At 48.4% G+C, this 12,950-nt stretch carries 20 protein-coding genes; 1 reads left to right on the plus strand and 19 read right to left on the minus strand.

Going from position 1 to position 12,950, the window contains the following annotated elements:
- Positions 1–53: 53 nt before the first annotated feature.
- The 11 genes from A3193_RS07655 to A3193_RS07705 form a co-directional block, all read right to left on the minus strand.
- Entirely contained in the window at positions 54–692 is a 639-nt protein-coding gene (locus A3193_RS07655; protein ID WP_069014447.1) for a DUF3047 domain-containing protein, read from the minus strand.
- A 141-nt stretch (positions 693–833) separates the two neighbouring features.
- Complete coding sequence (gene clpX, locus A3193_RS07660) at positions 834–2,105, minus strand: ATP-dependent Clp protease ATP-binding subunit ClpX (protein ID WP_069014448.1); 1,272 nt, start codon at positions 2,103–2,105, stop codon at positions 834–836.
- Positions 2,106–2,124: 19 nt separating this feature from the next.
- Entirely contained in the window at positions 2,125–2,994 is an 870-nt protein-coding gene (gene nifM, locus A3193_RS07665) for a nitrogen fixation protein NifM (RefSeq protein ID WP_069005796.1), read from the minus strand.
- On the minus strand, positions 2,991–3,449 hold the full coding sequence (locus A3193_RS07670; protein WP_235614923.1) for a nitrogen fixation protein NifZ: 459 nt from the start codon (positions 3,447–3,449) through the stop codon (positions 2,991–2,993). Before A3193_RS07670 ends, nifM begins: the two co-directional genes overlap by 4 nt.
- The gene (gene nifW, locus A3193_RS07675) at positions 3,433–3,780 is read right to left on the minus strand and encodes a nitrogenase-stabilizing/protective protein NifW (protein WP_069005798.1); all 348 of its coding nucleotides are present in this window, start codon (positions 3,778–3,780) and stop codon (positions 3,433–3,435) included. Before nifW ends, A3193_RS07670 begins: the two co-directional genes overlap by 17 nt.
- A gap of 22 nt (positions 3,781–3,802) precedes the next feature.
- Entirely contained in the window at positions 3,803–4,327 is a 525-nt protein-coding gene (locus A3193_RS07680) for a hypothetical protein (protein ID WP_069014450.1), read from the minus strand.
- Complete coding sequence (gene cysE, locus A3193_RS07685; RefSeq protein ID WP_069014451.1) at positions 4,324–5,121, minus strand: serine O-acetyltransferase; 798 nt, start codon at positions 5,119–5,121, stop codon at positions 4,324–4,326. Before cysE ends, A3193_RS07680 begins: the two co-directional genes overlap by 4 nt.
- Complete coding sequence (gene nifV / locus A3193_RS07690; RefSeq protein ID WP_069005801.1) at positions 5,118–6,272, minus strand: homocitrate synthase; 1,155 nt, start codon at positions 6,270–6,272, stop codon at positions 5,118–5,120. Before nifV ends, cysE begins: the two co-directional genes overlap by 4 nt.
- Positions 6,273–6,734: 462 nt before the next feature.
- Positions 6,735–7,961 (minus strand): cysteine desulfurase NifS, encoded by a 1,227-nt coding sequence (gene nifS, locus A3193_RS07695; protein ID WP_069014452.1) that lies wholly within the window; start codon positions 7,959–7,961, stop codon positions 6,735–6,737.
- A 2-nt stretch (positions 7,962–7,963) separates the two neighbouring features.
- Entirely contained in the window at positions 7,964–8,854 is an 891-nt protein-coding gene (nifU, locus tag A3193_RS07700; protein WP_069005803.1) for a Fe-S cluster assembly protein NifU, read from the minus strand.
- Between the two features lie 18 nt (positions 8,855–8,872).
- Positions 8,873–9,196, minus strand: coding sequence for a HesB/IscA family protein (locus A3193_RS07705; protein WP_069005804.1), 324 nt, complete (start codon positions 9,194–9,196; stop codon positions 8,873–8,875).
- Positions 9,197–9,388: 192 nt separating this feature from the next.
- On the opposite strand from A3193_RS07705, the gene A3193_RS07710 reads away from it, so the two are divergent.
- Entirely contained in the window at positions 9,389–9,652 is a 264-nt protein-coding gene (locus A3193_RS07710; protein WP_069006072.1) for a nitrogen fixation protein NifZ, read from the plus strand.
- A 10-nt stretch (positions 9,653–9,662) separates the two neighbouring features.
- Here A3193_RS07710 and A3193_RS07715 read toward each other — a convergent pair whose 3' ends face one another.
- The 8 genes from A3193_RS07715 to A3193_RS07750 form a co-directional block, all read right to left on the minus strand.
- Complete coding sequence (locus A3193_RS07715) at positions 9,663–10,040, minus strand: gamma-glutamylcyclotransferase family protein (protein WP_069005805.1); 378 nt, start codon at positions 10,038–10,040, stop codon at positions 9,663–9,665.
- 180 nt (positions 10,041–10,220) lie between these two features.
- Positions 10,221–10,631, minus strand: a complete 411-nt coding sequence (locus A3193_RS07720; protein ID WP_069014453.1) for a hypothetical protein — start codon at positions 10,629–10,631, stop codon at positions 10,221–10,223.
- 21 nt (positions 10,632–10,652) lie between these two features.
- Entirely contained in the window at positions 10,653–11,027 is a 375-nt protein-coding gene (locus A3193_RS07725) for a hypothetical protein (protein ID WP_069005807.1), read from the minus strand.
- On the minus strand, positions 11,020–11,511 hold the full coding sequence (locus A3193_RS07730) for a hypothetical protein (RefSeq protein WP_141694602.1): 492 nt from the start codon (positions 11,509–11,511) through the stop codon (positions 11,020–11,022). The genes A3193_RS07725 and A3193_RS07730 overlap by 8 nt, the downstream gene beginning before the upstream one ends.
- Positions 11,512–11,555: 44 nt before the next feature.
- Positions 11,556–11,882 carry a (2Fe-2S) ferredoxin domain-containing protein gene (locus tag A3193_RS07735; protein WP_069005809.1) on the minus strand — a complete coding sequence of 109 codons (327 nt, stop codon included), beginning with the start codon at positions 11,880–11,882 and terminating at the stop codon, positions 11,556–11,558.
- Positions 11,883–11,903: 21 nt separating this feature from the next.
- On the minus strand, positions 11,904–12,239 hold the full coding sequence (gene fdxB, locus A3193_RS07740) for a ferredoxin III, nif-specific (RefSeq protein WP_069005810.1): 336 nt from the start codon (positions 12,237–12,239) through the stop codon (positions 11,904–11,906).
- A gap of 10 nt (positions 12,240–12,249) precedes the next feature.
- Positions 12,250–12,465 carry a CCE_0567 family metalloprotein gene (locus A3193_RS07745; RefSeq protein WP_069014455.1) on the minus strand — a complete coding sequence of 72 codons (216 nt, stop codon included), beginning with the start codon at positions 12,463–12,465 and terminating at the stop codon, positions 12,250–12,252.
- Positions 12,466–12,475: 10 nt separating this feature from the next.
- On the minus strand, positions 12,476–12,949 hold the full coding sequence (locus A3193_RS07750; protein ID WP_069005812.1) for a NifX-associated nitrogen fixation protein: 474 nt from the start codon (positions 12,947–12,949) through the stop codon (positions 12,476–12,478).
- Position 12,950: the final 1 nt, after the last annotated feature.

Below are 12,950 nucleotides of genomic sequence, written 5' to 3' on the forward strand. Positions count from 1 at the left end.
GTAAAGCTACCAGGGTCTGTTAACACGAATCCAATCGGCTTCCTGGAACCATCCTATTCAGCCGAAAAGAAGATATCTGCGTACCAGGCTGTTGCCATGGATTCCGTATTATCCGTATCGGTCATGATAGCAACCACTTCAATGGTCTTTATCTCTTCACCGAAAAAATTCTTGAAGTCCTGTCTGACATTACGTTTTTCCATTTGCCACTGACCTGCCTGCTGATCACCGGATTTAACGGCGAGCATCATGGATTGGTCTGTATAAGCACTGGCCCAAACACTACTCACAGGCTGACTGCTTGACCAGACATAGTTCATGGAACGTGTTCGCCATGGCGCCCAGCCACCCTCTTTTACGACATAGATACGTGCCGGGTAGTCATCTCCTGCTTTAGATTGCTCGTCTGGCTTATCCAATACCCGTTCGATTTTCCAGCGCCAGTTCAGGTATGGGGTTTTATCCAGATTGACCTTGATCTTTTTGGCCAAGGCTGAAGCACTGCCCTGACTGATCGCCTTAAGACTGGGTGGTTCTCCCTTTTCATCGACGGCCTGATAGGTTGTATTGTCCTTGAAACTGACTTCGGTCCAATCCTCAACCGGTAACATATCGACTATGACACTTTGATCTGCGATGACGACTGCAGGCAGCATTGTCAGAAGAGCGGAAAAACCAGTTTGTGTTCGCATTGGAATATCCTAATTTATCCGGTGACCATAAATATTGCATTCAGTCACTGTTAATCTGCGATAGTATAGACAGCCTCAGTACAAAGCGTACTAGGTTTATACTCGCAAACCAACGATTAGGATTCAAAATAGCTCTGTTGTTTACCCGATCTGATGAAGTTTTGATTCTTCATCACATGAGATTGTTACCGCAATCTCCTGGCTAACATGTTTTTCATCGATCAGACAGGCTTTTGCACCATCGATGGAAGGCATTTCGTACATCACTTTTCGCAGTAGACCCTCCATGACACCACGTAATCCTCTGGCGCCGGTGCCACGCTCGAGAGCCTGACGGGCAATGGCAGTCAGTGCATCCTCGGTAAATTCCAGTTTAACCCCCTCGAACTCAAACAGCCTCTGATACTGCCGTTGTAGAGCATTACGGGGTTGTGTCAGGATTTTCACCAAGGCCTGTTCATCCAGGTCATGTAAAGCGGTAATTACCGGAAAACGACCAATAAACTCCGGAATCAGGCCAAAATGGCGTAAATCCTCAGGCTGTACCTCTTCAAATAGTCTCAGTTGATCATAGGCCTTGCTTGTATCCGAGAGATCGACATGGAATCCGATTCCTCCCTTACCGGTATTCATCCGTTTCTCCAGCAGACGCTCAAGCCCGGCGAATGCCCCGCCTGCGATGAACAGGATGTTCCGTGTGTCGATAAAAAGCTCTTCACCAGACTCTTTTCGACCCTTCTGACTCAATTTTACCCGGGTACCTTCCACCAGTTTCAACAGGGCCTGCTGCACCCCTTCTCCCGAGACATCCCGGGTTCCATGGGTAGATTCGCCGGAACGAGCCAGCTTATCGATTTCATCGATATAGATAATTCCCCATTCGGCCAGTTCCCGATTACCATCCGCACTGTCAAGCAGACGCACGATGATACTTTCCACATCTTCGCCTACATAACCTGCCTGGGTCAGGGTAGTTGCATCGGCAATTACAAATGGTACGCCGACAACACGTGCCAGAGTACTTGCCAGCAGGGTTTTTCCAGTACCAGAGGGACCAAGCAGCAGGATGTTCGATTTCTCAATCTCGACTTCCTGGTCGTTACTGGTTGGCACCTGCGTGTTGTTGTACTCCATACTGAGGCGTTTGTAGTGATTGTATACCGCAACAGCCAGAGTCTCTTTTGCCAGCCCCTGATCAACCACATAACGATCCAGCTGCTCTTTCAACTGGGTTGGTTTAAGCATATTCTCAAACGGTTTAGTGGTGGAGCGACGTCTACCCCAGCTGGCAACAACCTGGGCTGCCAGGCGTACGCACTCCTCACAGATATGCCCCTCGATGCCGGCAATCAGTGGGATATCCGGTGTCTGTTGTTCACCACAGAAAGAGCAGTGTTTGTTGTTTTCAGTCATTGTTACTCACAACACCTGGCTAGGCCGGAAGTTTGGCTTGCAGACTGTTTAACCAGGACTTCTGGCAATTACGTCGCTGGCGTTCGGTAAGAATTTCCCGGATCCTTGGCGCCGCTTTTGACAAAGGCACACGTTTTGCCGGTTTGATCTTTTCACAATAGAGGATATGCAGACCCATATCCGACTCCACGATCGGACTGATCTCATTCAACTGCATGTTAAACAGCTCTGTATCCAGTGCTTCATAGAGTTGCCCCCTCGATATTTCTCCCAGTTTGCCACCCTCCATTGCCGTGGGACACTCAGAATAGCGTTTGGCAAACTGATCAAATCGATTCACACGACCGGCGAGTTTTTCAATTACGATCTCCATCCGGCTATAAGCTGCAGATCGGGTATTCTCAGGAAAATCCGGGTTAATCGTGATAAGAATGTGTCGGGCAACTCGTGTTTCAGGGGTCTGAAAGCGATCATGATGCATTTCGTAAAACAGCTGGATATCGAGTTCATTGATATCAGCACCTCGAGAGGCAACTTTCTGCATCACTCCATCAAACAGCAGCTCCCGATAAAGTGCACTGCGCAGACCATCCACATTCAGCCCATTATCCTGCAGGTCGCTGGTGAACTCCTCATCACTCTGATAACGTTCAGCCACTTCCTGAACAGCACGATCCAACTGCTGTTCGGAGATAACCACAGTTTCTGCTTCTTTGGTAGCAATCACCAGAGATTCAAGATCGAAACTTTTTGTCGCTATTTTGTAAACAGCTTCATTCTCAACCGGGTTGAGTTGTGTCAGGTTCTTCTGGTATTTACTCAGCGCATTACGCAACATGTGATAGCTGAATACCGGTGAAGCCTCTGAATTTTTTTCAGCCAAATTCATGTTCCCTCCCCGAGTCCGGGATTCAGAAAATCCAGTGCACTTTCGGGTACCAGCAGGGTTCTGCCACTAAATCGGGCATGGTAGGCGGGACCACCCGGATTATCTCTCAGGGTCTTTTCGATCTCACCTTCATCCCCTGGTTTGGCAATCACATCGCCTTTTATTACCAACGGAATCTTCGGCGTGATCTTGTCTCTGAATTCAAAACGGGTTGGTATCCAGGGATCACTTTCAAGTTGCAACTCCTGTTCACGACAACCAACCCGTCGATTCTGGTCAATAAAGTCAACTGTGTAGATCAATTGATCCTGTAGAAAGGTACCAACATCCCGAACGTAACCGACACTGCCCCGACGGATCAACAGTCGACCAGTAGCCTCACCGGGATAGGTGCCATCGTTACGCAGGTTGCGAATCACGCGAACTGCTTGGCCATATTCATACTTTGGGCGCAAGACCATTCACCTGCTGACTAAGATCCATGAGTGGTACACTTACTGTTACCGGCTCATGCATATGGAATACTTTAAAGACCTTCTCGGTCAAAGCATCGGATTCAACGAAATCACTGTATGCACTGTTCAACATTCCTGCATAGAGTTGATATTTTTCATCATCACTCTCAGGCATGGCACTGATGTCATCCAGATAGTCATGAAAGCGCTGCAGAATATGCAAGCGATTGACATGTACCACTGAAGGGTCATACTCGATTTCAAAATACTCCAGGAAGTCCTCAGCGCTACTGAGTTCATCCATATCCAGCTCGAATTCACTCTCACTCATCATTCAGCTCCTGTATCTCATGTTATGCCGATACACTGTCGGTTTGACAGTTCAGCGCGTTACGGACAACTTCAAGCAGAGCCTGAGCGCCAAGACGATCCTTGGTATCAAGTTCTGCTACTTTTTCAAGGCGTTCCAGTGCGGATTCATAGTTACCCAATCTCAGTTCCAGAAATCCAGCCCCCTTCAGAGCCAGCATGTAGAAACGGATCAGTGTCATCGAAATCATCACACCACTGCCCAAACGCCCTTCACTCAGATCCCGCCAGTCGATGGGTAATTCAAGCCTTTTACCGATCACCACCAGAACCCGTTCAGCAACGATCAGTGCCTCTGTCAACCGATGCTGGTAGTAGAAATAGCGGTAAAGCGCCACCAGTATCATGGGGTGTTCCGGTTCCAGGAAGTAGGCCCTGAGCAGATCCTTTTCCGCTTTCTCATCACCATAATTCTCAGCCGCACTATCCAGACACTGTTTGGCTTCTGAATTCAAAGCTTCGTCGAAATAGAGGTCCTCGCTATCGAAATCGAGAAGATCTACTGTCATTTCACTGACTCCGTGACTACTGATTCTGGGTTAGCTGGTTCACAAACCAACTTGGCATCACACCGGCGGCACTCGTCCTCCGGTTTCTCACCACCGGGCAGACAGCCGTACACACCTACCTCTCCTTCCAGGATTCGAATCCGTTCCAGCAGACAGTTGATCGCTTCGGCCACTGGATCCGGAATCAGATGGTGGTTCAGATCGAAACCGTGCTCACTGTTGACACGCTGCGTTTGAACAACTTTGGCAGGTATACCCACAACGGTTTTGTTTGCCGGCACGGCTGAGACCACGACGGAATTGGCTCCGACCCTGACCTCTTCCCCAACCTCGATGGGACCAAGAATTTTTGCACCGGCACCTACCACCACCCGATCACCAAGTGTTGGATGACGCTTGCCTTTGTTCCAAGAAACACCGCCCAAAGTGACGCCGTGGTAGAGCGTGACATCATCCCCCACTACAGCAGTCTCTCCGATTACCACTCCCGTGCCATGATCAATAAAAAAGCGGCGTCCTATGGTTGCCCCGGGATGAATATCGATACTGGTCCAGATCCTGCCGATATAGGAGATAAGTCTCGGAAGATAACGCCACCCCCTCTTCCACAGGCGATTGGCCATACGATAGAGCATGATCGCATGTACCCCGGGATAGGTCGTTATAATCTCCAGGCGGGTACGTGCGGCAGGATCACGATCGAATACACAACGGATATCCTCACCCACCATTTGCCAGACAGACCCTGGACTGGAGGGTCTATCAACATCAGCGATCGCTTCACTGTTCATCATTGACGTTTCCACTCCTGTGCGTCCTTATTGATTTCCAGATAGAAGCGGCGTAAATCTCTTGGTTCCGGTGGTTGTTTATTCTGTACTGCGTGGAGTCTCACTCTCATCAGGAGTGATTCTGCCTGAGCCCGATTGAGGGCCATTCCCATGTCTGCATAGGCCTGAATTACTGCATGACTACCGGAGTGCTTGCCTAAGACAAATTGATGATCGCGTCCCAATTCAGCAGGATCGACACCCTGGTAATTGCGTCTGTCCTTCATCAGCCCGTCTACATGGATACCGGCTTCGTGTGTAAACACACCGGCTCCAACAAGGCTTTTCTGCCATCCAACCTTTCTGCCGGAGGCGTATTCAACCAGTTCTGATAGGGAAGAGTATCGGGTCATGTCTATCTCATGTCCCTGATCGTGAAATCGGCGCAATCCCATCACCACCTCTTCAAGTGGCGCATTACCCGCACGTTCTCCCAGGCCATGTACAGTCGTATTGACATGTGTTGCACCACCACGAATGGCGGCCAGGGTATTGGCGGTGGCGAGACCAAGATCATCATGAGCATGCATCTCTATCTCGATATCCGAAACAGCACGAAGATCGCGGATGGCATCGTAGACCTGAAAGGGTTCCAGGATCCCGACGGTATCTGCAAAGCGAAACCGTCGTGCACCAGCGATTTCCGCCTGTTCGACCACCTGCCAGAGGAACTCAGGATCAGCTCGGGAAGCATCTTCTCCACCAACGCAGACTTCAAGACCTAAATCCAGGGCTTCCTTGATACAGGGTCCAATCTGTTCAAGCACCCACTCCCTGGAACGACCGAGCTTGTTACTGATCTGTTGGTCGGAAACCGGCATTGAGAGATCGACCATCTGTACACCTAAGCCACGACAGTGGTTGATATCCTGACTGTGCATGCGACACCAGACCATCAGCCTGGCATGATTTACACTCGTGGCAACTGCCTGAATCGCTTCACGCTCTTCAGCACCCATTGCCGGAATGCCTACTTCCAGTTCAGAGATACCCAACTCATCGAGTGAGCGACTGATGGCAAGTTTTTCCTGTAGGGTAAATGACACCCCGGCAGACTGTTCACCATCTCTCAGGGTGGTATCGTTGATGGTCACTGTGGATGGTTTGGATTGCATATGGGTCTCCTTGTTATTTAGGAGTTTGCAATCACTGTGCCATTATATTTATATCTTAAAATTCAATAAGATAAAAATTTCCAATATCTGTCTGAGTGGTTGGTTACCACGAATTGTAGGAAAGGCGACAATCGTGTCATTGGGCTATCGTCACCTTGGCGATTAACAACCGGCCGACTGGATAAAGACTACTTGGGCCTGTTAACACGAATCCAATAGGTCCTAAGCGGTAACAGCATTTCACGGCAGTTGTTTTAGTTACCTGCTTGCAGTTCATGCAACTCATTCTATGGTAGTCATACTTTTCGATCTGGCTTGGAGAACTCCGGAGAAGTTGTCATGTAATGCACCGATTCTCTTACCCTCTATTGTTTGATAGAGGATAAGAGCTACAGATATTCAAAAAAATACCGCAGCACGCTGCGGTAAAGAACGGAGAGGAATCAGCCAGCGCTGAATAAACTATGCATAACTGGGTGCAAATGCCTTTTCAGGCTCTTCCACAGGTCCATCACCACTCCAGTAGGGGGAGAGCTGACGCAATTGAGCCACAATGGGTGGCATCGCATCAATTACCCGCTCTATTTCTTCCATGGTGTTGTAACGTGAAAGGGATAATCTGACTGAACCGTGCGCAGCAGTAAACGGAATATCCATGGCCCGCATCACATGTGATGGTTCCAGGGAGCCTGAGGTACAGGCAGAGCCACTGGAAGCGGCGATTCCCATCTTGTTCAACAATAAAAGTATGGCTTCACCTTCGATATACTCAAAAGCGATATTGCAGGTATTGGGAAGTCGATTATTTGGATCTCCGGTTACAAAACAGTGGTTTACTTTCTCAAGGATCCCCTGCTCCAACCGATCACGCATTGCCTTTACTGAAGACTTTTCGTACTCCATTGCTTCCATTGCCATTTCGCAGGCCTTACCAAGTGCAACGATCGATGCCGCATTCTCGGTACCTGCCCGACGCCCTCTTTCCTGGTGTCCGCCCCTCAGGAGTGGACGGAAGCGTACACCTCTGCGTAGATAGAGTACGCCAATCCCTTTTGGAGCATGTAATTTATGACCAGAAAGGGAGAGCATATCGATACAGGTATCTTTCAGATTAATCGGTAGCTTGCCTACAGCCTGGACCGCGTCTGTATGAAACAGCACGCCCGCCTGACGCGCCAATTCGGCCATCTCTTCGACAGGGAACAGTGTGCCACTCTCATTATTGGCCCACATTACAGAGACAATCGCAACATTATCTGAAAGCAGCTTATAGTACTCCTGAATATCGAGACGTCCTTTACTGTCCACTTTCAAATAGTGAACTTTGTAACCCTCTTTCTCCAAATGTTCACATAGAGTGAGTACGGCTGGATGTTCCACCACTGTGGTGATGATCTCCTTTCTGTCAGGCTGAGCTTTGAGTGCTGACAGTATTGCGGTAGAGTCGGACTCTGTACCACAGGAGGTAAAAATTATCTCTGAGTCGTACTCTGCTCCCAGTAGTGTCTGGACCTGCTTACGGGCTTTCTTCAAAGCTCGCCCTACCTTATCGCCAAATTGATGCAAAGATGAGGGATTACCAAACTGCTCAGTAAAATAGGGCAGCATCTCCTCAACGACTTCTGGTGCCACCATAGTAGTGGCATTATTATCCAGATAGATGCCTTCAGCTGTGTCTGTACCACTCATATCTAGGCCTCCATAGCAGCTCGACGAGCCAGTTCTTCAGCGGGCAGGACCTGAATGAATTCTCCAAGACCTTCTGCCAGATGCTGTTGTATGCCACCCAATGTCGTTGCTGCCATCTGGCAACCGGCACAGGCACCTATCATTTTCACGTAGATGTATCTACCGTCAACTTCGACCAGTTCGACATCGCCATGATCACGCTGCAGATTAGGACGAATCTCATCCAGCAGTTCCTCGATACGTTTCATGCGCTGCAGATTAGTCAGTCCGGACTTTGGCTTCTTTATCTCTCCAGCTACTGCATTTGGATCAAAGGTTTCACCCTTTTCAGCCAGAATTCGAGTCAGAATCTCCTCAATCCCTTCATGACAGGCAGAACAACCACCACCTGCCTTGGTGTAGTTTGTTACCTCTTCCACTGTACGTAAGCCATTGGCACGAACAGTCTCTTCGATCATGACTTCATCGATGGCGAAGCATTTGCAGATCAATGCGCCCTCTTCATGATCATCCTTCCACTCTTCACCACGATAGTTGGCAACAGCGGCTTGTAGTGCTTCCCGACCCATAACAGAGCAGTGCATTTTTTCCGGCGGAAGTCCATCGAGATAATCGGCGATATCCTGATTGCTGACACCCAGAGCATCGTCGATTTTCATACCTTTGATAATCTCGGTTAAGGCTGAACTTGAAGCGATGGCTGAACCGCATCCAAAGGTTTGAAAACCTGCGTCTAGGATAACTTCGCTGTCCGGGTCGACTTTCAATGTCAGTCTCAAGGCATCGCCACATGAGAGAGAACCGACATCACCAATAGCATTGGCATCATCGACAGCACCTGCATTTCTCGGGCTAAAGAAATGCTCCTGAACCTTTTCTGAATAGTCCCACATATCTTTACTCCTGATTGGTTAGGCGGAAAATGAGTTGCCGCAACCACAGCTGTTGGTTGCATTTGGGTTTTCGAATTTAAAGCCACTGCCTTCCATGCTATCGAGGAAGTCAACAGTAACGCCGTTCAACATGGGGGCGCTGAGGGGATCGACAAAGATCTTTAACTCTTCAATCTCGAGCACTGCATCTTCATCATTCGCACTCTCTTCCAGAGCCATACCATATTGCAGCCCTGAGCAACCACCACCGGTTACAGAGATTCGCAATCCCCCAACCGGGGTTTCAGAACTCTTGATGAAACGGCTGATCGCCTTTTGAGCATTTTCTGTCAGTGTGAGCATGGTCGTTTTCTCCGTGGCAAGTCTCTTGCATCTTTACTTTCCAAGTTAACTGCAAGGCCTGTGCCACGGATCTTACTCGTAGCTTAGTTCTTGTTTTTAAAGTAATTGTCGTTTTTTTACCTAAAAATCATGTTTGATAGACGACAATCCCCATAACCGACACAGGTAACAAAACCTACAATGGAAGAGAAAATGACACTTGAACAACTAACTCCAGGCGACTTGGTCTATGCGGCAAGTCATATCTATAACGATGGTGGTATACCGGATATTCCTCAGGACGCTTTATTAGCTGAGCCTGGCACTAAAGGTGTGATCATTGAGACCGGTCATTTGGAAGAGAGCCCTGAAAGGGTTCTCTATCTGGTGAGATTTGAAGACTCAGAGCTCAACCTTGGGCCGCCTACAGGATGCTGGCCTGAAGAGCTTTCAACGACAGAAATTGAGAAAAGCTAGGCCTACGACTCTATCTAGACCAACGGCGCCAGTTGATCTCATCATGCCAGCGGCCTGTCTGTATGATTTGTCTACCCCGTAGACTGCCCCGGTAGAGGTAGATCCATGCCTGACCCCAGGGGGTTGGAATGAGTTCTCTCGTATAGGCGTGGGGATAGCCTTCCAGCCTGTCAAGATGGCTCATGGTCAGGGCATCAACAACATAGACCTCACCTGAAATGGAAGTGCTGCCACTTTTCACCACACCAGGATAACCACCCAAGTGGAACATCTTGTAGACAGATTGAGTTTTGTGATCGCCAAGATAGGTTGCACTGTTGAGCAGATCATGATTGACCTGTGTCCTTCTCAAAGTGCCGTAAACGAATACTCTTGATGTCGATTTCATTGCAATAAAATCTTATTGATTTTATTCGGGCCTGTTAAGACCCTAACTATACTGCTGATTCGCCAGGAATTCACTCATCAGGTTGATGTATGAAGGAGAGAGAGTTGCAGCATCAGTTAATAAAACCCGCATGCTTTATGAGATTTATTCCTGTATATCAGGTATCCAGGAAAATCCGGATCAACCGCCAAGTATCAGTTCATAAGCGCTACGTAGAAGTTCAAGCTCCACATCCGGTAATCCTCTGGCTTGGGTCAGATCAATGAATTGGGCATTTGAACTCTCTACTTCCACAAAGGGTGGATCTGTAGTTGTGATACAGGCCAATAAGATATCGATATCCTCACCGGGCACCTGGACTGTCTGCCGGTACTCACTTTCGAAAGCCAGAGTATCCTTTGCCAATCCCAATTTTTTTTCAGTATCAGTTAAAATTGCTTTCGGATGAAACACCGTGTCGGGTCGAGTGGCAACAACCGTTGAAAGATCCGGCAAAGGTGCGAAGGCGCATACCGTGTTGTTTTCAAACTTAAGAAATCTGGTGCGCGCACTGGTCGCCTGCTTATGATAGAGAATGACACGATGGTCCATATGACTTTTCTTTTAAAAACTCTATTTAGGAACTGCCAGAAGCCTGGGTTCCGCTTTGATTACAGCATCATTTCCCCAGGCATTGACTGCTTCGACAAACCAGTCCGGTTTGGTCGGATGTGGTAACACAATATCATGTTCAACAAAAAAACTGCCATCCGCGTGAAACAGCAGTGTACCGAGTCGGCTTCCCTGCTCATTCATCCAGTCGCCGACCAGACTGAATTCACTATTTGAAGGGTCTCGCTCCAATCGGTAGCTCGCCTCTTCTGGTGATTTCAAGAGGATTTCAGATTTGGAAAAACCAAGTTTTATCACTTCTTCACAGAGACGTTTGTGCACACTGTTGGCAAGTTGTTCTATCTTAAAAAAACGTACCGCAATTGTTTCATCCATTATTTTGCTCCTCAACAATAGCATCTAACAGATCACGAATAACATTTGCCCCCACCTGATCAGCAGGGTCGATCAAGCTCAATGTGTGCAGAATCGACTCTGCTTCATCCGGTTTTTCCTGACGCAAGCGGATAAAAGCAAGCGCTTTAAGACCGTAGAGGTAGAAACGTTCAGGGCCACGTGGATCATTCCAGTCAGCAGAACCTGAATTCAGTTGTAGCCAATCCTGATTGAAATTGCCCTGCTTTGCGGCCAGGTGCAATGACTTGATGACCAGTTTTTCTGCTATCCCGGTCTCGCCCTGATAGAAATGAAACTTGTAACGAGCGATCAGTACTTCGATCTGCTCTGGAGCAATTTGTTCCGCCTGAAGCAGAGCTTCCGACGATGCCTCCCGTGAGGAGATCAGAGACGCCGCTCTCTGCAATTCTGCATTCGCACCCGGCTCTATATCGAAGCCGAAATGCACCTCATTGCCGACCAATCGGACGACATTGGATTGGCGCTCTGATCTGTTGGAACTCTGATTCAAGCCCAGAATTCCTCTGCAACTTTTAGTCGCTCTACCGGTTGATCATTCAGCAGATGCTCATCATAGATAGCTGCAACGTCCTGTTTTGAGACACCGCCATACATAATCCCTTCGGGATAGACCAGTACAGATGGTCCTTCACTACAGGGACCGAGACAGCTGGTTGTCGTAACCTGTATCTGGTCAAACAGTTGGCGTTGTTGAAGCTGCCCATAAAACTCCTCAGCCACTTCGGTACAGTTTTTCTGACTGCAAGATGGTCTGGGATGCCCCATCGGTCGACTCTGCACACAGACAAAGACATGTTTCTTCGGTTTTGGCATGATAACACTCCTACGTCTTGTTTATGCAGCAGCAGTTTGAGGTTGATGGGTAAAACACTGTTTCGGACAGATACGGGCACAGGAGCCACAACCGATACAGTCCATACTGTTTTTCAGGCTCATGACCATCGCGGTGTCATCTGAGAAACCATCATCATCATCACCGTAATCGTCATCATAATCATCATCGTCGTCGAGCAGTCCTTCCACGTCTTCCCGATCGATCAGATCGAAGACATCACGGGGACATACCTTGAAACATCGACCACAACCAATGCAGTTCTGTTGATTGATTTCCATTACAAATGCGGGAGTGTACTCTTCACCACCACGGGTTAAACCGGTTATTACTGACATTGGTCTATCCTCAATTCATCTCTGCAGCTGCTGCTTTGTAGTCGGCTTCGGCTTCAGCCCAGGCCTGACATGCATCGTATGTGGCTTGTGCTATTGCGGGGATCTCTTCATAGGCTGCAGGCAGACGGTCTTCTACCAGGTCATGCAGTTCACCAGCTTTTTCAGTAGCTATACGCTTGGCACGCTTGGAAGCTTTGTGTATGGCTTTCAACTCTTCTTCGGTCATAATCAACTCCTCACATACCCGCAACTTTTGGATGTTGTCCGATGATCTCCAGAGCCACCGAAAGCAGTTTATCCGCCTCATCTTTCATTTTCGAAAGAGAAGCAAAGCCAAAGCGATGCACATCGCGTAATGTTTTATCCATAACCACCAGCTTACCAACGGTTATCAGTGAGCGTCCGAACCCTTCGTGAGTCAGATTCAACATGGGAACAGCCATCAGGCCACACTCTTTTTCAATAAGTGCGGAAATCGCGTTGTAAAATGCTTTCACCCTGGATAAGGTAATTTCATCCGGATCACCAATTACAGGAATCTCCCGCTTCTTCTCCTTGGTCAGGACAAATGGTTCCAGAATCTTGGCTATCGACCAATCATCGTAGGTACCATAGGTATCAATGGCACGCATCTGGCGTACCATCTCCTTGGCGAAGTCGGTCTCCAGGACCGGATCGTCTTCGCTGATCAGTATGACTGCTTCATTCATC

The sequence above is a fragment of the Candidatus Thiodiazotropha endoloripes genome (assembly GCF_001708965.1).
Classification (GTDB): Bacteria; Pseudomonadota; Gammaproteobacteria; order Chromatiales; family Chromatiaceae; genus Thiodiazotropha; species Thiodiazotropha endoloripes.

What these genes read in the sequence shown, in the direction of transcription:
- A3193_RS07720 (WP_069014453.1), bottom strand. Translation starts at nt 10,631, where the DNA reads ATGGACCATCGTGTCATTCTCTATCATAAGCAGGCGACCAGTGCGCGC.
- A3193_RS07750 (WP_069005812.1), bottom strand. Translation starts at nt 12,949, where the DNA reads ATGAATGAAGCAGTCATACTGATCAGCGAAGACGATCCGGTCCTGGAG.
- A3193_RS07745 (WP_069014455.1), bottom strand. Translation starts at nt 12,465, where the DNA reads ATGACCGAAGAAGAGTTGAAAGCCATACACAAAGCTTCCAAGCGTGCC.
- nifW (WP_069005798.1), bottom strand. Translation starts at nt 3,780, where the DNA reads ATGAGTGAGAGTGAATTCGAGCTGGATATGGATGAACTCAGTAGCGCT.
- A3193_RS07710 (WP_069006072.1), top strand. Translation starts at nt 9,389, where the DNA reads ATGACACTTGAACAACTAACTCCAGGCGACTTGGTCTATGCGGCAAGT.
- A3193_RS07725 (WP_069005807.1), bottom strand. Translation starts at nt 11,027, where the DNA reads ATGGATGAAACAATTGCGGTACGTTTTTTTAAGATAGAACAACTTGCC.
- nifS (WP_069014452.1), bottom strand. Translation starts at nt 7,961, where the DNA reads ATGAGTGGTACAGACACAGCTGAAGGCATCTATCTGGATAATAATGCC.
- nifU (WP_069005803.1), bottom strand. Translation starts at nt 8,854, where the DNA reads ATGTGGGACTATTCAGAAAAGGTTCAGGAGCATTTCTTTAGCCCGAGA.
- nifM (WP_069005796.1), bottom strand. Translation starts at nt 2,994, where the DNA reads ATGAATTTGGCTGAAAAAAATTCAGAGGCTTCACCGGTATTCAGCTAT.
- cysE (WP_069014451.1), bottom strand. Translation starts at nt 5,121, where the DNA reads ATGATGAACAGTGAAGCGATCGCTGATGTTGATAGACCCTCCAGTCCA.
- A3193_RS07680 (WP_069014450.1), bottom strand. Translation starts at nt 4,327, where the DNA reads ATGACAGTAGATCTTCTCGATTTCGATAGCGAGGACCTCTATTTCGAC.
- A3193_RS07655 (WP_069014447.1), bottom strand. Translation starts at nt 692, where the DNA reads ATGCGAACACAAACTGGTTTTTCCGCTCTTCTGACAATGCTGCCTGCA.
- clpX (WP_069014448.1), bottom strand. Translation starts at nt 2,105, where the DNA reads ATGACTGAAAACAACAAACACTGCTCTTTCTGTGGTGAACAACAGACA.
- nifV (WP_069005801.1), bottom strand. Translation starts at nt 6,272, where the DNA reads ATGCAATCCAAACCATCCACAGTGACCATCAACGATACCACCCTGAGA.
- A3193_RS07715 (WP_069005805.1), bottom strand. Translation starts at nt 10,040, where the DNA reads ATGAAATCGACATCAAGAGTATTCGTTTACGGCACTTTGAGAAGGACA.
- fdxB (WP_069005810.1), bottom strand. Translation starts at nt 12,239, where the DNA reads ATGTCAGTAATAACCGGTTTAACCCGTGGTGGTGAAGAGTACACTCCC.
- A3193_RS07705 (WP_069005804.1), bottom strand. Translation starts at nt 9,196, where the DNA reads ATGCTCACACTGACAGAAAATGCTCAAAAGGCGATCAGCCGTTTCATC.
- A3193_RS07735 (WP_069005809.1), bottom strand. Translation starts at nt 11,882, where the DNA reads ATGCCAAAACCGAAGAAACATGTCTTTGTCTGTGTGCAGAGTCGACCG.